13 protein-coding genes are annotated in these 22,070 nt (G+C 73.3%); 10 read left to right on the top strand and 3 right to left on the bottom strand.

Going from position 1 to position 22,070, the window contains the following annotated elements; translation table 11 throughout:
• Positions 1 to 33 precede the first annotated feature (33 nt).
• Entirely contained in the window at positions 34 to 657 is a 624-nt protein-coding gene (locus tag H343_RS0109105; protein ID WP_028430870.1) for a TetR/AcrR family transcriptional regulator, read from the bottom strand.
• A gap of 121 nt (positions 658 to 778) precedes the next feature.
• Positions 779 to 1,009: a hypothetical protein gene (locus tag H343_RS0109100; RefSeq protein WP_028430869.1), complete on the bottom strand. Its 231-nt coding sequence runs from the start codon at positions 1,007 to 1,009 to the stop codon at positions 779 to 781.
• A 113-nt stretch (positions 1,010 to 1,122) separates the two neighbouring features.
• On the opposite strand from H343_RS0109100, the gene H343_RS29780 reads away from it, so the two are divergent.
• The 7 genes from H343_RS29780 to moeZ all read left to right on the top strand — a co-directional run bounded on the left by H343_RS29780 (position 1,123) and on the right by moeZ (position 10,954).
• Positions 1,123 to 2,145 (top strand): alpha/beta fold hydrolase, encoded by a 1,023-nt coding sequence (locus tag H343_RS29780; RefSeq protein WP_051264858.1) that lies wholly within the window; start codon positions 1,123 to 1,125, stop codon positions 2,143 to 2,145.
• The gene (locus H343_RS0109090; protein ID WP_028430868.1) at positions 2,145 to 3,668 is read left to right on the top strand and encodes a DUF3152 domain-containing protein; all 1,524 of its coding nucleotides are present in this window, start codon (positions 2,145 to 2,147) and stop codon (positions 3,666 to 3,668) included. The genes H343_RS29780 and H343_RS0109090 overlap by 1 nt, the downstream gene beginning before the upstream one ends.
• Positions 3,669 to 4,006: 338 nt before the next feature.
• Positions 4,007 to 6,286 carry a DUF3492 domain-containing protein gene (locus tag H343_RS29775; protein WP_078505277.1) on the top strand — a complete coding sequence of 760 codons (2,280 nt, stop codon included), beginning with the start codon at positions 4,007 to 4,009 and terminating at the stop codon, positions 6,284 to 6,286.
• A 212-nt stretch (positions 6,287 to 6,498) separates the two neighbouring features.
• Complete coding sequence (locus H343_RS29770; RefSeq protein ID WP_051264856.1) at positions 6,499 to 7,680, top strand: hypothetical protein; 1,182 nt, start codon at positions 6,499 to 6,501, stop codon at positions 7,678 to 7,680.
• 135 nt (positions 7,681 to 7,815) lie between these two features.
• Positions 7,816 to 8,895: an SDR family oxidoreductase gene (locus tag H343_RS0109075; protein ID WP_028430867.1), complete on the top strand. Its 1,080-nt coding sequence runs from the start codon at positions 7,816 to 7,818 to the stop codon at positions 8,893 to 8,895.
• Positions 8,883 to 9,713 carry a spherulation-specific family 4 protein gene (locus tag H343_RS0109070; RefSeq protein ID WP_028430866.1) on the top strand — a complete coding sequence of 277 codons (831 nt, stop codon included), beginning with the start codon at positions 8,883 to 8,885 and terminating at the stop codon, positions 9,711 to 9,713. Before H343_RS0109075 ends, H343_RS0109070 begins: the two co-directional genes overlap by 13 nt.
• Positions 9,714 to 9,775: 62 nt before the next feature.
• The gene (gene moeZ / locus H343_RS0109065) at positions 9,776 to 10,954 is read left to right on the top strand and encodes an adenylyltransferase/sulfurtransferase MoeZ (protein ID WP_028430865.1); all 1,179 of its coding nucleotides are present in this window, start codon (positions 9,776 to 9,778) and stop codon (positions 10,952 to 10,954) included.
• A gap of 115 nt (positions 10,955 to 11,069) precedes the next feature.
• Here moeZ and H343_RS29765 read toward each other — a convergent pair whose 3' ends face one another.
• Entirely contained in the window at positions 11,070 to 13,970 is a 2,901-nt protein-coding gene (locus tag H343_RS29765) for a lysylphosphatidylglycerol synthase transmembrane domain-containing protein (protein WP_078505276.1), read from the bottom strand.
• A 188-nt stretch (positions 13,971 to 14,158) separates the two neighbouring features.
• Here H343_RS29765 and H343_RS29760 point away from each other — a divergent pair, with 188 nt between their 5' ends.
• The 3 genes from H343_RS29760 to H343_RS29755 all read left to right on the top strand — a co-directional run bounded on the left by H343_RS29760 (position 14,159) and on the right by H343_RS29755 (position 22,054).
• Positions 14,159 to 14,566, top strand: a complete 408-nt coding sequence (locus tag H343_RS29760; RefSeq protein WP_037903229.1) for an MGMT family protein — start codon at positions 14,159 to 14,161, stop codon at positions 14,564 to 14,566.
• Positions 14,567 to 14,835: 269 nt separating this feature from the next.
• Positions 14,836 to 18,402, top strand: coding sequence for an ATP-dependent DNA helicase (locus H343_RS0109050; protein WP_078505370.1), 3,567 nt, complete (start codon positions 14,836 to 14,838; stop codon positions 18,400 to 18,402).
• Between the two features lie 298 nt (positions 18,403 to 18,700).
• The gene (locus H343_RS29755) at positions 18,701 to 22,054 is read left to right on the top strand and encodes an ATP-dependent DNA helicase (RefSeq protein WP_078505275.1); all 3,354 of its coding nucleotides are present in this window, start codon (positions 18,701 to 18,703) and stop codon (positions 22,052 to 22,054) included.
• Positions 22,055 to 22,070 lie beyond the last annotated feature (16 nt).

Raw genomic sequence — 22,070 nt, 5'->3', positions numbered from 1 at the left:
CGCCCGTCGGCGCCGCGTGTCATGGAGCGTGCGTCACTGCATCGGGAAGCCGGCGATCCCCCGCCAGGACAGGGAGGAGATCAGCTTCGCAGCGGCGTCGCGCGGGATGGGCCTGCCGGAGCCGAGCCAGTAGCGGGCGGTGATCTGTGCCATCCCGCACAGGCCCACCGCGAGCAGCATCGCCTGGTCGCGCGGCTGCTTGGTGTCCTCGGCGATGACCTCGCTGACCGCCTCGGCGCAGTCCAGGCTGACCTTGTCGACCCGCTCGCGGACGGCGGGCTCATTGGTGAGGTCGGACTCGAAGACGAGCCGGAAGGCGCCGCCCTCGTTCTCGACGTAAGCGAAGTAGGCGTCCATCGTGGCCGCCACCCGCTGCTTGTTGTCCGTCGTCGAGGCGAGCGCGGTGCGCACCGCCTGGAGCAGTGATTCGCAGTGCTGGTCCAGCAGTGCGAGATAGAGGTCGAGTTTGCCCGGGAAGTGCTGGTAGAGAACGGGTTTGCTGACACCTGCCCGGTCGGCGATGTCGTCCATGGCCGCTGAGTGGTAGCCCTGGGCGACGAAGACCTCCTGAGCTGCTCCCAGCAACTGGTTGCGTCGGGCCCGGCGCGGCAGGCGCGTGCCGCGTGGGCGCGCCTCGGTTTGGTCGATGGCTGACACGCCGCCTCCCTGATCAGTTCTGTGCGCGGTATGCGCTGCGCCCGCCATCGTACTTTTGGGTAACCGAGCTGTGACTCCTGCGGGCCGATTATTTCAGCGGGCAGAAGGCACAACGGGCGCGTTATCGGTACTCATCCTCGTTCAGTTCCACCACTCGCGCCTGCTCGGCGGCGTCCGCGGGGTCGACCTCGGGGTCGCCCCGGCCTGTGATCGGCGCCTCCCGCTGGCGGAGCAGGTCGGCCTGCTGCTCGGCGGCGTCCTCAGGCGGAGTCTCGATTCCGGCGTTCCCCTCGGCCGGCTCCTCCTCGTAGGTGTCCTCGTAGTCTTCGGGATCGATCGGTGCATCAGGCATGCTCGCTCGCCTTTCCAGTCAGGACGCCTCTTATTCGAGGCTACGACTCGACCGCGCCGTCGTGTGACGGCGAACACATGGGGAGTCGCGTGATCGTCTCGTAACATTGCCACATGTCGTCGACCGATGAACCGGGAGTGCCAGGCCCCGCCGAAGCGGTTCCGCCCGCCGGAGTCCCCGCGGCGCACGACGGGGAGGTTCTGCGCACCGTCTCACTGCCCGGCCTGACGCTGAACGTCCGCTCGCGGCCCCCGGAGCGCGAGGGCCTGCCGCCCGCCGTGTACGTGCACGGACTGGGCGGCTCCTCTCTGAACTGGTCGGCTCTGATGCTCGAACTCGCCGGTGACGTGGACAGCGAGGCGGTCGACCTCCCCGGCTTCGGCCTGTCCCCGCCGCCCGACGACGGCAACTACTCGGTCTCCGGGCACGCCCGCGCCGTCATCCGCCACCTCGACGAGTGCGGCCGCGCGCCCGTGCATCTCCTGGGGAACTCGCTGGGCGGTGCCGTGACCACGCGTGTCGCGGCGCTCCGGCCCGACCTCGTGCGCACGCTCACCCTCGTCTCGCCCGCACTGCCGGAGCTGCCGCCGCAGCGCACCGCACTGCCGACGGCGCTGCTCGCGGTGCCAGGTGTCGCGGGGCTGTTCGGACGGCTGACGAGGGGCTGGTCGGCCGAGCGGCGCACCAGAGAGGTGCTGGCGCTGTGCTACGGCGACCCGGGCCGCGTCTCGCCGGGCGGATTCGCCGCCGCGGTCAGGGAGTACGAACGACGGCTGCGGCTGCCCTACTTCTGGGACGCTCTCGTCCGCTCGGCCCGCGGCATCGTCGACGCCTACACCCTCGGCGGGCAGCACTCGCTGTGGAGACAGGCCGAACGCGTACTCGCGCCGGCTCTTCTGGTGTACGGCGGACGGGACCAACTGGTGAGCTTCCGCATGGCACAGCGGGCCAGTGCTGCCTTCCGTGACAGTCGGCTGCTGGCATTGCCCGGAGCCGGACACGTGGCGATGATGGAGTATCCGGGGTTTGTCGCGTGCGCGTTCCGTGAACTGCTTGTGGACACGGCTCGGTTGACGGGTCAGGCCGGGGTGGGCAAGGCTTCGCCCTCGACGCCCGTACGCCCGAAAGGTGATTAGTGGGACGCCATAGCCGCAAGGGGCGCGCAAAGGCCGGCGACACGTCCGCACGGGCGGTCGGACGCGGCAGCGCGCCGCCCTGGTACGGCATGGCGCCGGGCGACACGGCGACCCGTCCGACACCGCCGCAACCCCCAGAACCGCGTGACGAGGCCCCGGGCCGCGGTCCGTCGTGGGAGGAGGGCGCCTACGGGCCCACCGTCCGCGGCGGCCATCCGGAGCTGCGCGAACCGGGTGGCGGCTGGGGTGCCGACGGGACCGGACGCGGTCCTGCGTCAGGCCCTGCGGCGGGGCAGGCCGCCGGGCGGGTGCTCCAGGGTGCCGCGGGTGCGGCAGCCCCCCGGGGGCAGCAGGCCGGTCCGCGGCAGGAGTACCTGGACGCGTTCGACGACTTCGCAGGCCATGGCACCGGCGGCGTGCAGACGCCCCCGCCCCGTCATCCGCTGCGTCAGGCCGGGCCGCCCGGGCGCGGTCCGGACATCCGCCGGCCCGGTACCCCCGGGCCGTGGAACGGCTACGGGCAGCCCGCCGGGTTCGGCGCGGAGCAGGGCCCCGGGGATCCGCGGCAGCGCCAGGAGCCGGGGCACGGGTCGGGACAGGGGCCGGGACACGGGCAGGGGCACGGTTTCACCGAGGGAGGGCCTCCGGTCGCACCTCGCGCTTCCGAGCCGGCCGAGATCCCGCGGACGAAGAAGGGCGGCAAGGGCCGCGCGGTGACCGGAGTGTTGGCGGCCGCCGTCACGACGGTGCTCGCCGTCGTCGTCGGGGGGCAGGTCGCCGGCGGCGGGAGCCTCGGTGACTCGGACGAGGCGGGCAGCGCCGGGACCGACCGGGGCCAGCTCTCGGGCGAAGGACCCGCGTCCCGCTCGGACGACGACGGCCGGGGCGCTCCCGGTGGCGCGCCGCAGGAGGCGGTGCCGCCGACGTACGACGAGAAGATGGGCCAACCCTTCTCGCTGGACGCCCGGTTCAAGGGTGAGGGCAGCTTCACGGCGGTGAAGGGGAACGAGAAGGGGGCCGACGGCGGCCGGGTCATGCGCTACCGCGTGGACGTCGAGAAGGGGCTCCCGCTGGAGTCCGGCCTCTTCGCGCAGGCCGTGCACAAGACCCTCAACGACGAGCGGAGCTGGGCGAACGACGGTGAGCGGAGCTTCGAGCGGGTCGAGGGCGGCGACGCCGACTTCGTGATCACCCTGGCGAGCGCGCCGACGACCGACGTGTGGTGCGCGAAGTCGGGCCTGGACACCAGTGTGGACCACGTCTCCTGCGACTCGGCCTCCACCGAGCGGATCATGATAAACGCGTACCGGTGGGCGAAGGGTGCGAAGACCTTCGGGGACGATCGCATGCTCGCCTACCGGCAGATGCTCATCAACCACGAGGTCGGCCACAGGATCGGCTTCAACCACGTGGGCTGCTCCAAGGACGGCGCGCTGGCGCCTGTGATGATGCAGCAGACCAAGACACTGAAGTCGGGCGGGGCGACCTGCAAGCCCAACGCCTGGCCGTTCCCGCGCGGCTGACCGTGCGTGCGCCCGCTTCCGGCTCCGTGTGCCGCCCGTCCGTACCCTGACCGTGCGTTTTCCGTGCCTGCCCGCAGCCGCAGCAGCCTTGTCGGCAGGGGCTGCCGTTCCCGCTGAGAGCGCCGGGCGACGGCGGTCGCGGAGTGCGGTCCGGTTGGTCACGTAGCGCACGGGAACGTCCGACTGGGCGATAAGTCACGGCCATTCACCCCTTTTGGTGGCGCGACGGACAACCGTCCATCGCGCACCAGGGGCGCGCATAGCGTCTTCCGCGTCACGCCACGCAGCCCTCACGGGCGGTGGCCCACTCGGAGGAATCGGTCGGGGGTGGTGCGTCCGTGCGCATCGCATTGCTTACGGAGGGTGGTTATCCCTACGCGCGTGGTGAGGCGGTGGTCTGGAGCGACCGCCTTCTGCGTGGGCTGGGCGGCCACGAGTTCGAGGTGTACGCGCTCAGCCGCAGCGCCCGGCAGGAGAGCCTGGGCTGGTGCGAACTCCCCGGCAACGTCGAGAGGGTGCGTACGGCCGCTCTGTGGGGAGCGGTCCCCGGCGCCCCCGGCGGCACGACTTCGGACGCGCACCTGCGGGCGGCACACGGGATGTCCTACGGGCGGCGGGACCGGCGGCGCTTCGAAGAGTGCTTCCGTGAACTGGCGGCGGCGATCTGCGGCGCAGAGGGGCCGGGGGACGGTTCCAGGGGTGACGGGTCCGGCGGGGAGAGGCGCGCCTGGGGGGTCGGCGGCGCGTGGGGCGACGGAGAGAAGGGTCACCCGGAAAGTGACCACGGCGGCGCGCGGGGTGCCGGAGAGCTGGCGGACCGTTTCGCCGAGGGGCTCTACGGGCTCGCCGACCTCGCCCGCGAACGCGGCGGCCTCCCCGGCGCGCTGTGCAGCGAACTCGCCGTGCGCGTACTGCAGTCCGCCTGCCGCGCCCCCGGTGCGCTCCGGGCGGCGCACTCCGCACGGGTCGCCGATCTGCTCGCCGTGGCGGAGAAGCTGGAACGCGCGCTCCGTCCGCTCTCCCTCGACTGGTACGGCGACGGCGGTCCCGGCCACGACGGTGGGGCGCGCGCCGGTCTCCCGTGCGGCAGCGGCGACGGCGGTGGGGACGGCAGCGGCGACGGCGGTGGGGACGGCGGCGGCGCCGGCGGGGACGGCGACTCGGTCCGCGGTGCGGGCCTGGCCGCCGCCGACCTGTGCCATGCGGTGGGCGGAGGACCCGCGGCGCTGCCCGGTCTGCTGGCGAAGCGATTCTTCGGCACGCCCCTGCTGATCACGGAGTACGGCGTGCGGCTGCGTGAGCACTACCTCGCGAGCGTCGCGGACACCGTCGCCCCGGCTGCGGCCGGCGCCGCCGTGCGTGCGCTGCTGGCCTCGTTCCAGCGGCAGTTGGCCCGCGAGGCGTACGGCCGGGCGGAGCTGATCACACCGGGCAACACGCACGCGCGGCGCTGGCAGGAGCGCTGCGGAGCGCCGCGCGGGAAGCTGCGCACCGTCTACCCCGGCATGGACGCGGCGCCGTTCGCGGACCTCGGCGAGGAGGCGGGCGGCCGAAGACAGGCCGGCGGCACGGGGTCCGACGCGACCGCTGCCACCGTGGTGTGGGCCGGGTGTATCGAGCCCGCCAAGGACCTGATCGGTCTTCTGCACGCCTTCACCGAGATCCGCAGGAGCGTTCCCGGGGCGCGGCTGCGCATCGTCGCCACCGCACCCGGACAAGGCCCCGAGGCGCGCGACTACGAGGCGCGCTGCCGGGCTCTGGCCGCACAGCTCTTCCCCGACGAGGCGGCCGACGCACTCGCGGTCGGGGACAGTCCCGTGAGCTTCGAGGAGGCGGGGAGCCCCGCTGTGCCGACGCTCGCGGACGCCTACGGGGCGGGCTCCGTCGTGGTGCTCTCCAGCGTGGTCGAAGGGTTCCCCGTCTCGTTGGTCGAGGCGATGTTCTGCGGTCGGGCCACCGTCTCGACGGACGTGGGCGCGGTGTGCGAAGTGATCGGCGGCACGGGCCTCGTCGTACCGTCCCGCAACCCGCGGGCTCTTGCGGACAGCTGTGCGGCTCTGCTGCACGATCCGCAGCGCAGGGAGCGGCTGGGTGCCGCGGCACGTGAACGGGCTCTCGAACTCTTCACCGTCGAGCAGAACGTCGCGGCCTTCCGCGGGATCTACCTGGAGCTGATGTCGCGTCGCCCGGTGAGCGGGGGAGAGGAGAACGCTGTCCGCGAACTCCGCGATCCGCTGCTGCCGTTCGGCAGCCCCGCCGAGGCGCGGGTGCCGGGCCGGTGGGCGGAGGGCACGGGCGGTTCCCGGGCGGCTGCTTCCGCCGCTTCCGTCTGCGCCGCTTCCGTCTGCGCCGCTGCCCTCTCTGCCTCTGCCGTCTCTGCCTCTGCCGGAACGGGCGGGGCGGTGCGCGTGCTGCCTGAGGTGTGTGCTGTGGCCGCGGCCGGTCCCTCCCGTCAGCCCGCCCAGCCCGCCCAGCCGGGGCAGCCGCGGCAGCCGGGAGAGCGTCGGCGTACGCGCCCGAAGGTGCCCAGTTGGGCACGCCCGGACCTGCCCGACGGAGCGCCGGTCGGCCCGCCGCGCCCCGGGCGGGCGAAACCCCGGGAGGGGGAGAGCCGATGAGCGTGCACGAAGCCACATCCGGCCCCGGCGCGCACGTCCCCGAGGCGCCGCCCGTGCGGCCGTACGCGCCGGGTGCCCCGGTGGGCGCCGCCGGGTGGGACGTCCGCTCCCGGGCGCTCCTCCCTGCGCCCCACACACCATCGAAAGGGGCGGAGCGAGGGCGGAGCGGTCCGGGGGCGGCGGCCGGCCCGGCCGACCCCGTGAGGGAGCTGATGCACCGGCACCGCGAGATGTGCGAACGGGCAGTCGACCCGCTGGAGATCGCCGCCCACCTGGAGGCGCACGGAATCACCGACCGGACCGCGGCACGATACCGGCACCGTGATGTCTTCTCCCTCGCCGAGGAACTGTTCGCGCGGGTGCCACGGGCCGAAGGCCACCCTGCCGATGTGGCGGCCCGGTGCGAAGCCGAGGCGAGAGCCGGGGACTCCGGCCGTGCACACGCTCAGTACGGTGCGCGCGGCAGTAGGCCGTCCCGCACCGCCGGAGCGGCCCTGCTCGTGCTGCTGCCCGGCGTGCTGACCGGTGCCGCGTTCGCGCTCCTCGTGCTGGCGGACATCCGGAGTCGGGGGACGCCGGCGCGAGTGGCGTTCCTGGGAGTCTCCGCCCTCCTCGTCGTCGCGTCCGTACGGCTGGTGCTGAGCCGCGTCGTACATGCCGCGCCCGGACTGCCGGCGATGCTCGCGGCCTGCTGGCTGACCGGCTGCGCGGTCTTCGGCGACGAACTCGCGGGCACGCGGCCCGACGGACCCCCGCAAGGCTTCTGGCCGGACGCGGCCGGAGGAGGCGTGACCGTGGCGCTTTCGCTCGCGTGTGCCGTCGCGCCCGCCGCATGGTGCGCGCGCTGGTTCGCCGTACGGGCGCGCCGGAGGCTTGCGGGCAGCCGCAGTCTGGAGGAGTTCGCGGCGGCGGTGCGGCCGCTGCTGGCGGCGGCCGTCGTCCTCTTCGCCGTGGCGCTGCTGGGAGTTCAGACCGTCGTCGCGGAGACCGCCGTACGCATCGCACCGCAAGCCGGTGCCGAGGGCCGCCTGCTCGCCGGTGAGCTGATCGCCGTCACAGTCCTCGGCGTGCTGCTCTTCGTGGCCCTGCTGCTGACGGCGCACGGATTCCACGCCGCGGCGGCGGCCGGGCTGGCGGCCGCCTGTGCGATGACAGCCGTCGCGTCGGCACTCCTCGCCGCGGCTCCCGCCGTCCTGCCCGCGCAGGGCTCCCTTGCACCGTTCGGGCCCGGTCTCCCGCCGGCTGTCGCGTGCGGATGCGCGGCCCTCGGACTGCTGGTCCAGGCGTGCCGCCTACTTACCGGAGCGTCGGCCCACCGCCGTGCTCCCCACGACCGGGGGCGCCGTACGGACCGCGAACCCGGCGAGACCCCGGGCGGAGACCCGGCGCCTTGAGCGCGCCGTTCCGCCCACCCGCGTACGCAGGCCAGCGCGGCCGAGGTGCGCGACCCCGCAACACGACAAGGAGCAAGACCGGATGACCACCCCACAGCCGTCGCACCGTACCGACGAGGAGCCGGAGGGCGAACGATGAGAGTGCTGCTTCTCGGTGCCGGCGGATACCTCGGCCGATTCGTCGCCGACCGCCTGCTGGCGGACCCCGCGGTGCAGCTCACCGCTCTCGGCCGGAACGACGACGCGGACGTCCGCTTCGATCTGTCCACCGGCAGTCCCGGCGCGCTGACCCGCTTCCTGGACGCGGTGCACCCGGGCGTCGTCATCAACTGCGCGGGCGCCACACGCGGAGGGGCCCGCGAACTGACCCGGCACAACACCGTGTCCACGGCCACCGTCTGCGAGTCGCTGCGCCGCAGCGGATGTGCCGCGCGGCTGGTGCACATCGGCTGCGCGGCGGAGTACGGACCGTCCCAGCAGGGTTCCTCGACAGGTGAGGCGGCCGCCCCGCGGCCCGGCGGCCCGTACGGCGTGAGCAAATTGGCCGCGACGGAGCTGGTGCTGGCGTCCGGGCTGGACGCGGTGGTGCTGCGCGTCTTCTCACCGGCAGGCCCCAGCACTCCGGCCGGTTCGCCGCTGGGGCGCCTGGCGGAGGGCATGCGCCGCGCGATGCAGCTCGGCGAGAGCGAGCTGAAACTTGCCGGACTGGGCGTGCAGCGGGACTTCGTGGACGTGCGGGACATCGCGCGCGCCGTGCACGCCGCTTCGCTCTCGGCGGCCCAGGGCGTCATCAACATCGGTACGGGCAGGGCGGTGCGGCTGCGCGAAGCTGCGGCCGTGCTCGCCCGCGTGGCCGGGTACGGAGGCTCGCTGCACGAACTGGAGCCGTCCGCGGTTCCGGCGGCGGGATCGACCGGTGCCGGTGCCGGTGCCGGTGCGGGCGGTGCGAGCGGTGTGACGGGCGCCCACGGCCCCGCGGGCACGACGGGACCGGCGGCCCCTGCCGGCTCCGGCGGAGCCACACTCGCCACGGCGTCCGTACCGGCGCCGTCGGGGCCGGTGCACCCGTCGACCGCGTATCACTATCCGGACGGCTGTGGCAGCTGGCAGCAGGCGGACGTACGCACGGCACGCGACCGGCTGGGATGGCGTCCCCGCATCGGGCTGGAGGAGTCGCTGGCCGACATCTGGATGGAGGCGGCATGCCGAATCTGACGGTTCCCGAGGCACCGCGAGCACCGGCGGCGGCCGCCGGGCGTATGGGCTTCGGGGTGCCCGGTCTGGCGCACCCGATGCTCGCGCCGACGGAGTGGGCGGCGCTGGCACAGCCCGGAATCCCGCTGCACTGGACGGTTCTCGACGTGGCCCGCGGACCCGGGACGCGCCCCGACCAGTACTGCCTGGCGTCGGCGGCCAGGCTGCGCGAGACGGGAGCGGCCGTGCTGGGGCATCTCGACATGCGGGACGGGACACGCTCGTTCGGCGAGCTGGTGACCGATGCGCACCGCTTTCTGGACTGGTACCGCGTGGACGGCTTCTACCTCGCGCGCTGCCCGTCCGGTCACGCACAGCTCGCCGAGACCCGGCGGACCGCGACGACGCTGCGTGCGCTCTGCGTGCAGCAGCGGCGTCACCGGGAGAGGCACGGCCCCGCGTGCGGGACGCCGCTCCCGGACGGCGGTGCGACGGTGCACGCGCCCGTCCGTCTCGTCCTGGGGCACGGCACCCACCCGCACCCCGGGTACGCGGACGTGGCCGACCAGTTGGTGACCTTCTGCGGCGACTGGACCGACTACCGCTGGTTCCAGGCCGCCGAGTGGACCGCGAACCATCCGCCGGAGCGCTTCTGCCACCTGGTCCACACGGTGGCGGGGACGCACATCGACGAAGCGCTGCGCGTCGCGCGCTGGCAGGGTGCGGGCACGGTCTGCTTCACCGACAGCTCGGGCCGCGACGGCCGGAACCCGTGGGAGACCCTGCCCGGCTACTGGGATGCGATCGTCTCGCGTCTCGGACCGGGTGTCTCGGAATGAGATAGGGCGTGGCAGTGTTACGGGAGAACAACCGTACGTTCCAACCGACCAACGGAGTCCCCGTGTCGCTGCCACCCCTGGTCGAGCCGGCTGCCGAGCTCACCGTTGACGAGGTCCGCAGGTACTCCCGCCACCTGATCATCCCGGACGTCGGGATGGACGGGCAGAAGCGGCTGAAGAACGCAAAGGTGCTCTGTGTGGGCGCGGGCGGCCTCGGGTCGCCCGCCCTGATGTACCTGGCCGCCGCCGGTGTGGGCACCCTGGGCATCGTGGAGTTCGACGAGGTCGACGAGTCGAACCTGCAGCGTCAGATCATCCACAGCCAGGCGGACATCGGGCGTCCCAAGGCCGAGTCCGCCAAGGACACGGTCCTGGGGATCAATCCGCACACGACCGTCAACATCCACGAGGAGCGTCTCGACTCCTCGAACGCGATGGAGATGTTCGCCGACTACGACCTGATCGTGGACGGCACGGACAACTTCGCCACCCGCTATCTGGTCAACGACGCGTGCGTACTGCTGGGCAAGCCGTACGTATGGGGTTCGATCTACCGCTTCGACGGACAGGCGTCCGTGTTCTGGAGCGAGCACGGTCCCTGCTACCGCTGCCTGTACCCCGAGCCCCCGCCGCCCGGAATGGTGCCGAGCTGCGCCGAGGGCGGCGTACTGGGTGTGCTGTGCGCCTCGATCGGGTCGATCCAGGTGAACGAGGCCATCAAGGTCCTCGCAGGCATCGGCGACCCTCTGGTCGGACGTCTGATGATCTACGACGCCCTGGAGATGAGCTACCGCCAGGTGAAGGTCCGCAAGGACCCCGACTGCGCCGTCTGCGGTGAGAACCCCACCGTGACCGAGCTCATCGACTACGAGGCGTTCTGCGGCGCCGTCTCCGACGAGGCCCAGGAGGCCGCGGCCGGATCGACCATCACTCCCAAGCAGCTCAAGGAGTGGATGGACGACGGTGAGCAGATCGAGGTCATCGACGTGCGCGAACAGAACGAGTACGAGATCGTCTCGATCCCCGGCGCGAAGCTCATCCCGAAGAACGACTTCCTGATGGGCAGCGCCCTGCAGGACCTGCCGCAGGACAAGAAGATCGTCTTGCACTGCAAGACGGGTGTCCGGTCCGCGGAAGTCCTCGCGACGCTGAAGAGCGCGGGATTCTCGGACGCCGTCCACGTGGGCGGCGGAGTCATCGGCTGGGTCAATCAGGTCGAGCCGGACAAGCCCGTGTACTGACGGGTGCCCCGCTGGCCCCGCCCCGGCAGGGGAGGGGACGCCGAGGGAGACCGCGTAGGAGGCCCGGCCGCGCAGAACGGCGCGGCCGGGCCTCGGCGCGTACGGGCACCGGCCGTCAGAGCGCGCCCTTGCGTGTGAGGTGCGTGAACGACAGCCAGCCCGGCCCCACCGGCAGCCACAGCGTCAGCAGCCGGAAGAGCAGCACGGCCGGGGTCGCGATCTCCTTCGGCACCCCGAAGGTGATGAGACCGGCGATCAGTGCGGCCTCCACAGCCCCCAGGCCGCCCGGCGTCGGCACTGCCGAACCGAGGGCGTTGCCCGCGAGGAAGACCACGGCGATGCTCGCGTAACTCGCGTCGTGCCCGAAGGCCCGCACGCAGGCGTCGAGGCACATCACGAACAGCAGGGTCATCAGGAGCATCCCGCCGATGCCCGTCACCAGCTTCCTCGGGCGCTGCACCACGTCCAGCATCCGCGGCACGACTCCCGCGAAGAGCGAACGCAGCCGGTTCGAGACGAACCTGCGCAGCGCCGGGATCGCCGTGACGATCAGCACCAGCACAGCGGCCGTCAGCAGCCCGGCGATGACCGTCCTCGACGGCGACAGCGTCGGCGTGTGCTCGGTGCCGGTCAGATACCCGAAGACGAGCAGCAGGGTGATGTGACTGCCCAGCCCGAACAGCTGCGAGGCGCCGACACTCGCCACGGCGTGCCCCGGCCGTACCCCGGCCCGCTGGAGGAAACGAGTGTTGAGCGCGACACCTCCCACGGCCGCCGGCGCCACCAGCTTCACGAAGGAACCCGCCACCTGGGCGACGACGGTGCGCCGGAAGGGCACCTTCTCGGGAACGAAGCCGAGCAACGCCATGGCCGCCGCGAAGTACGTCAGCGAGGAGAAGAGTGCTGCGCCGCCGACCCAGGCCCAGTTCGCCTCTCCCACGACCTGGCCGAAGGAGACCTGCGTGAGCTGGGAGAGCAGGAAGTACGCGGCCAGTGCTCCCGCGATGAAAGTGACCAGGGTGCGCGGTCTGACCCGCTCCAGCCTGGCGGGCTCCACGGGCGCCTGCGGGCGGATGAGCAGCACCTGCTGCCGGATCTGCGAGAGCAGGTCCTCCTCCCGCGCCTCCTCCATCGCCTCGTCCATGGCCCGCTTCTGCGCGTGCTTCTCCGCACGCAGCGACTTGCGGTCCCTCGCCGCGTCCGCCGCCGCGTCCACCGCGGTTTCCGGCTCGTGCGGATGCCCCCTGGCGTCCTTGCCGGAGCGCGACGCCTCGATGACGGCCTCGCGTTCGCGCTGCGCGCGCTCCTTGGCGAGCCTGCGAAGCGTGGTGCGCGTGCTGCGGCTGAGTGCGATGGGCTGCAGCAGCGGCAGACTGTCTGCGACGGCGTCGGGGCCCAGTACGTCCACCGCCGCGGAGACTGCACGCTCCGCGCCGACGCGCAGTCCGAAAGTGGTCATCAGCTGGGCGACGTCCATGCGCAGCACCACGTCGCCGGCCGCGATCTCCCCGCCGCGCAGGTCCGTCAGGTACACGTTTCCGGAGTTGTCGGCCAGCAGCGCGTCGCCGACGAGCCGCCGGTGCGTGATGCGGCGGGACTGCAGGGCGGCGACCTGTTGCCAGGCCGCGCGCATCAGGGTGCCGGTGATCTCCTCGTCCGGGAGCGAGTCGAGGCTCCGGGCGTCGATGTGCTCGTAGACCAGCATCACCGCGTCCGGGCCGAGCTCCGAGGTGGCGATCAGGCGAGGGGCGTTGGCTCCGGCGGCGATGGCGGCGTAAGCGAGCAGCGCCTCCTGCTCGAGGGCCTGGCGCAGCGTCTGGAGGCTTCTGTTCTGGATGATCCCGCGCAGCGTGAGCTGGCGCCACACACGGTAGAAGAAGCCCTGCGCCTGCTGTTCGCGGTCGACGACGGTCACGTCGATCGGCGAGCCGTGCTCGAGGGTGACCCGGTAGCGCCGTCCGTGGTCGCCCGTCTCGCTGCCCTCGGGGCCGCCCGGGTCCTCGACGCGCAGTGCGCTGACGGGTTTGAAGCCGACCCGTCGCAGCCCGGCCAGCAGGGTCTGGCCGGTCGGGCGGACGTTGGGTGTGCCGACCGCGTACAGCGTGCCGTACGCAACCGACCAGCCGATCAGCACGGTGACGATGATCGAGAACGGCGTCGAGTAGCCGGGGAAGAGGACGGCGAAGGCGTTCAGCAGCAGCACCGCCCACAGCAGGACCCGCCAGCGCGGCCTGCGGGCCATGCCCACGGCGGTCATGTAGGCGATGACGGGGGCGAGATAGCTGTGCACCGGGGTGGTGAGGTCGGTGTTGGTGATCTGCTTCGTCAGCGCGTCCCGGACGGAGTCCGGTGCCGCCTCCGCGACCCACAGGTCGACGGCGAGCGACGCACCGTGCGCGAGGACGGCGGCCAGTACGCCGTCCGCGATACGCAGGCCGTCCCGTTTGATCAGGCGCTCGATGGCGAAGGCGACGGGGACGAGCAGGATGACGATGCTGGAGGTCAGCCCCGTCAGGCTGATCAGCAGAGGCGGTGCCTGCTGGGTGCCCTTGTCGATGTCCTGTTCCAGCCCCGCCGTGGTGCCGTGCGCGAAGTTGGCGACGATCAGGACGACGGTGATGGCCAGCAGGCCGAGGCCCAGCCGCAGCAGGTCGGCGGGGCGGTGCACACGCGCGGGGAGGAGCGGCTCGTCGCTCTCGACCCGCTCGGAGGATTCGGCCGCACCCGGGCCGTCGGAGGCGGACGGATCCGGCTCTCCGGCGGGACAGTCGCGGCCTGTGGGACCGGAGGGCCCTCCGCTGTCGCCGTCCGGGCCGCCGTGTCCGTCCGGCCCGCCGTGCCCGTCCGGGCCGGGCCCCTCTCTCGCTTCCCTCGCTCCGGACGGACCGGTGCGGGCGTCCGGCGAGGGCGAATCGCGCCGGTCGCGGGCAGCACGGCCGGTGGTGGCGTCCTCCCTCCCGTGGGAGTGCTCACCCTGCCGCTGACCGGCTGCCGTTCCGTCCTGATCCCGTATCACTCGTCACCGCCCGCACGATGGTGGCACGAGCGGACGGTTCGCGCGCCGTCCAGGGGGGCGTTCGAGGGCCGGGGCCGTCCCCGCGGTGCCGGGGTCCGGGCCGTGAGCCCGCCCGCATGCCCGACGGTGAGCCCGGCCGTGGTCCCGAGGGCGGGCCGTTGTCGGTGGCGTACGGCACCATTGCCCGTATGCATGGGAGCCGACAGCCCGACCCCGGGCCCCTGCCGCACGGCGCGCAGGGCCCGCACGGCGCGCAGGGCCCGCACGGAGCGCCGGAGCTGCCCGAATACGCGGAGCGGGTCCTCCAGGCCGCCGAGCGGATTCCGCCGGGGCGGGTCCTGACCTACGGCGACGTCGCCGAGTGGGTGGAGGAAGGCGGCCCGCGCCAAGTGGGCCGCGTGATGGCGCTCTACGGTGGCGCCGTGCCGTGGTGGCGTGTCGTACGGGCGGACGGTGTCCTGCTCGGGGGCCACGAACTGCGCGCCGTGGAGCGGTACCGGGCGGAGGGGACGCCGCTGCGTGAGGCGGGCCGTGCGGCGGAGGGCCACATACCGCGGATCGACATGCGCAGGGCCAGGTGGGGCGGCACCGACTGACCACGTGCTGGGGCTGCTCACAGTCATCACCTTCCGCCATGCCCGCCCGCCGCTCGCCATGAGCCACCCGTACGGAGTACACGAGTATCGCGCTGCGGCTCGTGTGCCCCCTGGCGTAGCGTCTGCACCACTCAGCACAGACCCTCCCCAAGGCGATCCATGTGAGTTCCTCCATCCCGTCCGACGCGCACCGGGCACCCCCTGGTGACACCGGTCCCGGGGCCGGCCCCGGGGTCGGCTCGGGAACCGGCTCGGGCACGTACAGGCTGGTGCGTACCCCGCCCGGGCCCGTGGACCCTCCTGCCTTGGACGCACAGCAACGCCGGGTGGTTGACCATTCCGCCGGCCCGCTGCTGGTGCTGGCGGGTCCGGGGACGGGCAAGACGACGACGCTGACCGAAGCCGTTACCGAGAGGGTGAGCGCGGGCGGCGATCCCGAGCGCATTCTCGTGCTCACCTTCAGCCGCAGGGCAGCGGTGGAACTGCGCGACCGCATCGCGGCACGTATGGCGGGAAGCCCGGAGCGTACGTCCGCACCGCAGGTCACAACCTTTCACTCGTACTGCTACGCGCTTCTCCGCGCCCACCAGGACGCCGAACTGTTCGCCGAGCCGCTGCGGCTGCTCTCCGGGCCCGAACAGGACCTCTACATCCGCGAACTGCTGGAGGGCCAGCTCGCCCTGGAGGCGGAGGGCCGCGGCCGTACCCGCTGGCCGGACGAGCTGCGTGCCTGCCTGACCACCCGGGGCTTCGCCGACGAGGTACGGGCCGTGCTCGCCCGCAGCCGGGAGCTGGGCCTGGGCCCCTACGAACTGGGCGCGTTCGCCCGGCGCACCGGACGCCCGGACTGGGGCGCGGCGGCGGGCTTCCTCGCGGAGTATCTGGACGTGCTCGACGCGCAGGGCGTGCTCGACTACGCCGAACTGGTCCACCGGGCCGTGCTCCTCGCGGAGCGGCAGGAGGTTGCCGCGGATCTGCGTGAGCGGTACGACGCGGTGTATGTCGACGAGTACCAGGACACCGACCCTTCCCAGGTACGGCTGCTGAGAGCGCTGGCCGGAGGCGGCCGTCCCCTCGTCGCGTTCGGCGACCCCGACCAGTCGATCTACACCTTCCGCGGCGCGGACGTGAACGGGATTCTCGACTTCCCGCAGGTCTTCCGGCAGCGCACAGGAGCGCCCGCACCCGTGCAGGTGCTGCAGACCGCCCGCCGCTCGGGCGGTCAACTGCTCGCCGCCACACGCGAGATCACCCGCCGCATCCCGCTGACTCGGCTGCCCGCCGAGGCCGTGCGGAAGCACCGCGCGCTGGCCGCGCAGCACCCCGGCGGCCGGGTGGAGACCTTCACCTGTCCCACTGCGGGGGCGGAACTCGACACCATCGCGGACCTGCTGCGGCGGGCCCACCTCGAGGACGGCGTCCCCTGGAGCGAGATGGCCGTCCTGGTCCGTGCGGGAGGCCGCACGATACCGGCCGTGCGCCGTGCCCTGACCTCGGCCGGGGTCCCCCTCGACGTGGACGGGGCCGACGTGCCGCTGCGTCACGAGCCCGCCGTGGCACCGCTGCTCACGGCGCTGCGGGCGGTGGCGCGCGCGGCAGCCGCCGAGGATCCGCCGGAGGCGTTCCGCTCGGCCGACGCCGACGCCGATGCCGACGTTTCCGCCTCCCCGCGCGTCCCGGCGGGAGCGGCGCGCGGTCCGGCGACGGGGGAGCAGACGGCGCGGGAGCAGACGGTGCGGGAGCCGGCAGTGCAGCAGCCGGAGGCGCCGGGGCGCGAAGCAACAGGGCGGGAAGCAGCAGGGCCGGGAGTGGGGGAGGGGGCCTCCTCCCGTGTGTCCGCCGGCCTGCTCGACACCGAGACCGCTCACACCCTCCTCACCTCCCCGCTCGGCGGAATGGACGCGGCGGACCTTCGCCGGCTCGGGCGGGCCCTGCGCGAGGAGGAGCGGGCGGCGGGCGAGAGCGTGCCACGCCCCTCCGGCGTCCTGCTGGCGGAGGCGCTCGCCGAGCCGGAGCGCCTGGTGGCTCACGACCCCGCGTACGCACGGGGCGCGCAGCGACTCGGACAGCTGATGCGCAAGGCGCGTGAGCTTCTCGCAGGGGGCGGCACCGCCGAAGAGGCTCTGTGGCTGCTGTGGGACGGCACCTCGTGGCCGCAGCGACTGGAGCGCGCCGCGCTGCGGGGCGGCGCCGCCGGACGCAACGCCGACCGTGATCTGGACGCCCTGTGCGCGCTGTTCGCCGCCGCGGCCCGCGCGGAGGAACGCAGCGGCGGCCGGGGCGCCCTCAACTTCCTCGAAGAGGTGGACGCCCAGGACATCGCCGCGGACACCCTCACGGGCCGTGCCGTACGAGCGGACGCGGTACGGCTGTTGACCGCCCACCGTTCGAAAGGGCTGGAGTGGCGTCTCGTCGTCGTCGCAGGTGTGCAGGAGGGGCTCTGGCCCGATCTGCGGCGCCGCGGCTCGCTGTTGGAGGCCGACCGCATCGGAGGTGACGGGCTCGCCGAGCCGCTGCCGCCGGGCGCGCTGCTGACCGAGGAGCGCAGGCTCTTCTACGTCGCGGCCACCCGTGCCAGGGAGCGACTGGTCGTCACGGCTGTGCGCGCACCCGCGGACGACGGCGACCAGCCGTCCCGCTTCCTGAACGAGCTGGGGGTCGAGCCGAGGAGCGTCGCCGTCCGTCCGCGCCGCCCGCTTTCGGTCTCCGCTCTCGTGGCCGAACTGCGTGCCACGACCGTCGACCCGGAGGCATCTCCCGCCCTGCGCGAAGCTGCCGCCGAGCGGCTCGCCCGGCTCGCGGCGATGCGCGACGAGGAGGGCCACGCGCTCGTACCGGCCGCCCATCCCGCCCGCTGGTGGGGTCTGCACGAGCCGACGTGGTCCGAAGTCCCGCTGCGTGACCGGGACGCCCCGGTCACGCTGTCGGGCAGCGCGCTGGACCAGCTCGCCAACACCTGTGCGCTGCAGTGGTTTCTGGCCCGGGAGGTCAGGGCCGACGCTCCGGCGACCGCCGCACAGGGATTCGGGAACGTCCTGCACGTGCTGGCCGACGAAGTCGCCTCGGGCGGTACGCCCGCCGATCTGGCGGTGCTGATGGAGCGGCTGGAGACCGTGTGGGACGGACTCGCGTTCGAGGCGCCCTGGAAGTCACGGCAGGAGAAGGAGAGCGCACGTGCGGCGCTCGAGCGGTTCCTGCGCTGGCACGTCATGCGGCGGAACGCTGAGCCGGCTGGCGGGCCTGCTGCGGGGCCGGACGCGGGGCCGGACGCCGCTTCCGCCGACGCGTCCGACGGCGGGGCCGAGGGCCGTGAAGTGGCAGGCAGCGAAGTCGGGTTCGACGTCACGCTGGAGGCCGGTGAGTACGAGGTGCGCATCCGCGGCACGATGGACCGCGTGGATGCCGACGCGGGCGGACGGGCCTACGTCGTCGACTTCAAGACCGGCCGTACGAAGCCGAGCGGTGCCGAGGTCGCGCGCCATCCGCAGCTCGCCGTCTACCAGTTGGCCGTGCGCGAAGGGGCCGCCGACCACCTCTTCGACGGGCACCGGCCGCACCCGGGGGGCGCCGAACTGGTGCATCTGCGGCTGGAGGCGCCGCAGCGCGAGGGCGGCGAGCCGCTGCCGGTGGTGCAGCGTCAGGAAGCGCCGGCAGGGCCGGCGGAGGCGGCCGAGGGGGAAGCCGTCCGTGAGGAATGGATCGGGGACCTGCTGGCGGACGCGGCCGGCCGGGTCCTCGACGAACGCTTCACGCCCTCCCCCGGCCGGCAGTGCGCGCACTGCTCGTTCCGCGGGTCCTGTTCCGCGCGTCCGGAGGGGCGTCAGGTCCTCGAATGACGCGGAGAGCCGCCGGCGCGACGGACGGGCACGGCTGAGGCGGCACTTGACGCTCCGTCCGGGCACGGCCCGTCGCCGGCCGCCCCTTCGCCGGCCGACCCGGCTCCGACTGACCCGACCGCCCCGCTTCCGGCCGGTCCCCGCCGGTCCCGGCCCCCGGCGGCCCCGACCGCCCCCGCCCGCGCTTCCGCAACTGCCCTCCACCCCCGCCCTGCCGGACACCTCCCCGTGGCCGCCTCCCCCCAACGGGCTCCCTCCGCTTCGGCAGTTGTCGGTGCCGGCCGCTAGCGTCTCCTGCGTGCCCGCACAACTCACCGACACCGAACAGCTCAAGGAGCTCCTCGGCGTCCCCTTCACCCCGGAGCAGATCGCCTGTATCACGGCGCCTCCCGCTCCACAGGTGATCGTGGCGGGTGCCGGCTCCGGCAAGACGACCGTCATGGCGGCCCGCGTGGTGTGGCTCGCGGGCACCGGCCAGGTCCGGCCCGAGCAGGTGCTCGGGCTGACCTTCACCAACAAGGCCGCCGGTGAACTCTCGGAGCGGGTGCGGCGTGCGCTCGTACGGGCCGGGGTCACCGACCCCGATCCGGCCGATCCCGAACACGCCCAGGGCGAACCGCAGATCTCCACCTATCACGCCTTCGCGGGGCGTCTGCTCACCGAGCACGGGCTGCGCCTGGGCATCGAGCCCGGCGCCAGGCTCCTCGCGGACGCAACCCGCTTCCAGCTCGCCGCGAGCGTGCTGCGTTCGGCTCCGGGCCCCTTCGAAGCGCTCACCAAGAGCGTCGCGTCACTCGTCGAGGACCTGCTCGCGCTCGACGCCGAACTCTCCGAGCACCTGGTCGCTCCGGCGGAGCTGCGCACGTACGACACGCGGCTGCTCGACCGGCTGAGGACCGAAAGGCTGAGCAACGCCGCCCTGCGCAAGGTCCCCCAGGCGGCGCTCGGCCGCACCGAACTCCTGGGTCTGGTCGAGAAGTACCGTGCGCGCAAGCGTGAACGCGATCTGCTGGACTTCGGTGACCAGATCGCCCTCGCGGCGACACTGGCGCGTGACGTGCCTGAGGTGGGCCGCGTTCTGCGCGACCAGTTCCGCGTCGTCCTGCTCGACGAGTACCAGGACACCTCCGTGGCCCAGCGGGTGCTGCTCGCCGGGCTGTTCGGCGGCGGCGCGGGTCACGCGGTCACCGCCGTCGGCGACCCCTGTCAGGCGATCTACGGCTGGCGGGGCGCGTCGGTGGCCAACCTGGACGACTTCCCCCGCCACTTCCCCCACGCCGACGGCACCCCCGCCCCCCGCTTCTCCCTCAGCGAGAACCGCCGCAGCGGCGGCAGGCTCCTCCAGCTCGCCAACTCCCTCGCCGCACCGCTTCGCGAGCGTCACGAGGGCGTCGAGGCCCTGCGTGCGGCCCCCGGCGCCGAGGGCGAGGGGACGGTGCGGTGCGCGCTGCTGCCCACTCACGCGGCGGAGCTGGAGTGGCTGGCCGACCGCCTGGCCCATCTCGTCCGTACGGGTACACCGCCCGGTGAGATGGCCGTACTGTGCCGCGGCGCCGGCGACTTCGCGGAGATCCAGCGCGCCCTCGTCGAACGCGAGGTGCCCGTGGAGGTGGTCGGCCTCTCCGGGCTGCTGCATCTGCCGGAGGTGGCGGACCTCGTCGCCGTGTGCGAGGTCCTCCAGGACCCCACGGCCAACGCCCCGCTCGTGCGGCTGCTGACGGGGCCGCGCTGGCGCATCGGCCCCCGCGACCTGGCACTGCTGGGACGGCGCGCACGGCTGCTCGTCCAGCACGGGGACGACACCGGCGGTGATCCCGAAAGGCGCCTGGCCGCCGCGGTCGAGGGCGTCGACCCGGCGGAGGTCGTCTCCCTCGCGGACGCCCTGGAGACGTTCCTGGCGGCGGACGGCCGAGACGACGGCCTGCCCTTCTCGGCCGCGGCGCGGGTGCGCTTCGCCCGGCTCGCCGCGGAGATACGCGATCTGCGGCGTTCGCTGGCCGACCCGTTGATGGACGTGCTGCACCGGGTGCTGACGGTGACGGGACTGGAGGTGGAACTCTCCGCGTCCCCGCACGCCCTCGCCGCCCGCCGCCGCGAGACGCTGAGCAACTTCCTCGACGTCGCCGCGGGCTTCGCCGCCCTCGACGGTGAGGCGACGCTGCCCGCCTTCCTCGGGTTCCTGCGCACGGCCGCGCAGTACGAGAAGGGGCTGGACAGTTCGCTGCCCGGCGGGGAGGACACCGTGAAAGTCCTCACGGCGCACAAGGCCAAGGGGCTCGAGTGGGACGTGGTGGCCGTACCCGGCCTGGTGGCGAAGCAGTTCCCCAGCGAGCAGCCACGAGAGTCGTGGCTCGGTCGCCCCCGTGTCGTTCCGCACGCCCTGCGCGGCGACGCGGCCACGCTGCCGGACGTGGCGGAGTGGAACGCGAAGGGCGTCCGGGACTACGACACGGCGATGCGTGACCACCAGGCCACGGAGGAACTCCGCCTCGGCTACGTCACCTTCACCCGGCCCCGTTCTCTGCTGCTGGGCTCGGGCCACTGGTGGGGTCCGAGCCAGAAGAGGCAGCGTGGCCCCTCGTCGTTCCTGGAGGCCCTGCGTGCTCACTGCGAGGCGGACCCCGCACACGGCGAGGTCGAGATCTGGGCGGACGCCCCGGACGAGGACGCCGAGAACCCCTCGCTCGCGGCCGCCGCCGAAGAGCGCGCCTGGCCGCTGCCCCTGGACGCCGACGCGACGGACCGCCGGCGTGCGGCGGCGGACGCGGTCGGCGCGTGGCTGGCGGGCGAGCATCCGGAACCCCTGCGGGCGCCGGGTGCCGGGCTCAGCCCCGAGGAGGAGAGACTTGCAGCTTCGTGGGACCGGGACCTGGAAGCGCTGGAGGGGGAGCTGCGGCGCTCACGTGCGACCGTGCGGGACGTGCCGCTGCCCGCGTCCCTGTCCGCGTCCCAGCTGATGCGGATGGCGGCGGACCCGGGCGGCTTCGCTCGCGAACTGGCCCGTCCGATGCCCCGGCCGCCGGAGCCGGCAGCGGCGCGGCGCGGTGCGCGTTTCCACGCGTGGGTGGAATCCCGGTTCGAGGAATTGACGCTTCCGATGCTCGGCCCGGACGAGTTGCCGGGCGCGGGGAGCGACGGTGAGGAAAGGGCCGAGATCGCCGACGAGCGGGATCTCGCCGCGCTGAAGGAGGCGTTCCGGCGTTCGCCGTACGGGCAGCGCGCTCCGTACCGGGTCGAGGAGCCCTTCCAGATCGAACTGGCGGGGCGGATCATCCGCGGCCGTATCGACGCCGTCTACCGCGATGTGGGTGCCGACGGCAGCGTGACGTACGAGATCGTCGACTGGAAGACGGGCCGGGGCCGCGGCGCCGATCCGCTCCAGCTCTCCGTGTACCGCCTCGCCTGGGCCGAGAGGCAGAGCGTGCCGCCGTCGTCGGTCGGCGCGGCCTTCCTCTACGTGCGGGGCGGTGAACTCGTCCGTCCGGAAGGGCTTCTGGACCGCGAGGGACTCGAACGGCTGCTGCTCGGCAAGGACACGGAGGCCCGTACGGATGACGGCCCCGGCATGGACGCCGGCCCCCGCGCGGTCGGCGCCCCACGTACCGGCGGCGTCCCCCGTACGGTCGGCGGCTCTCCCGACGCCGGTGCGTGACGCCCCGGAACCCTGA

This window comes from Streptomyces sp. TAA204 (assembly GCF_000424965.1).
This window is presented reverse-complemented; position numbering and strand designations above follow the sequence as displayed.

Bases quoted from the DNA above. Each gene is read 5' to 3' on its own strand.
- H343_RS0109100 (WP_028430869.1), bottom strand. From the start codon at position 1,009: ATGCCTGATGCACCGATCGATCCCGAAGACTACGAGGACACCTACGAG.
- H343_RS29780 (WP_051264858.1), top strand. From the start codon at position 1,123: ATGTCGTCGACCGATGAACCGGGAGTGCCAGGCCCCGCCGAAGCGGTT.
- H343_RS29770 (WP_051264856.1), top strand. From the start codon at position 6,499: ATGCACCGGCACCGCGAGATGTGCGAACGGGCAGTCGACCCGCTGGAG.
- H343_RS0109075 (WP_028430867.1), top strand. From the start codon at position 7,816: ATGAGAGTGCTGCTTCTCGGTGCCGGCGGATACCTCGGCCGATTCGTC.
- H343_RS0109070 (WP_028430866.1), top strand. From the start codon at position 8,883: ATGCCGAATCTGACGGTTCCCGAGGCACCGCGAGCACCGGCGGCGGCC.
- H343_RS29760 (WP_037903229.1), top strand. From the start codon at position 14,159: ATGCATGGGAGCCGACAGCCCGACCCCGGGCCCCTGCCGCACGGCGCG.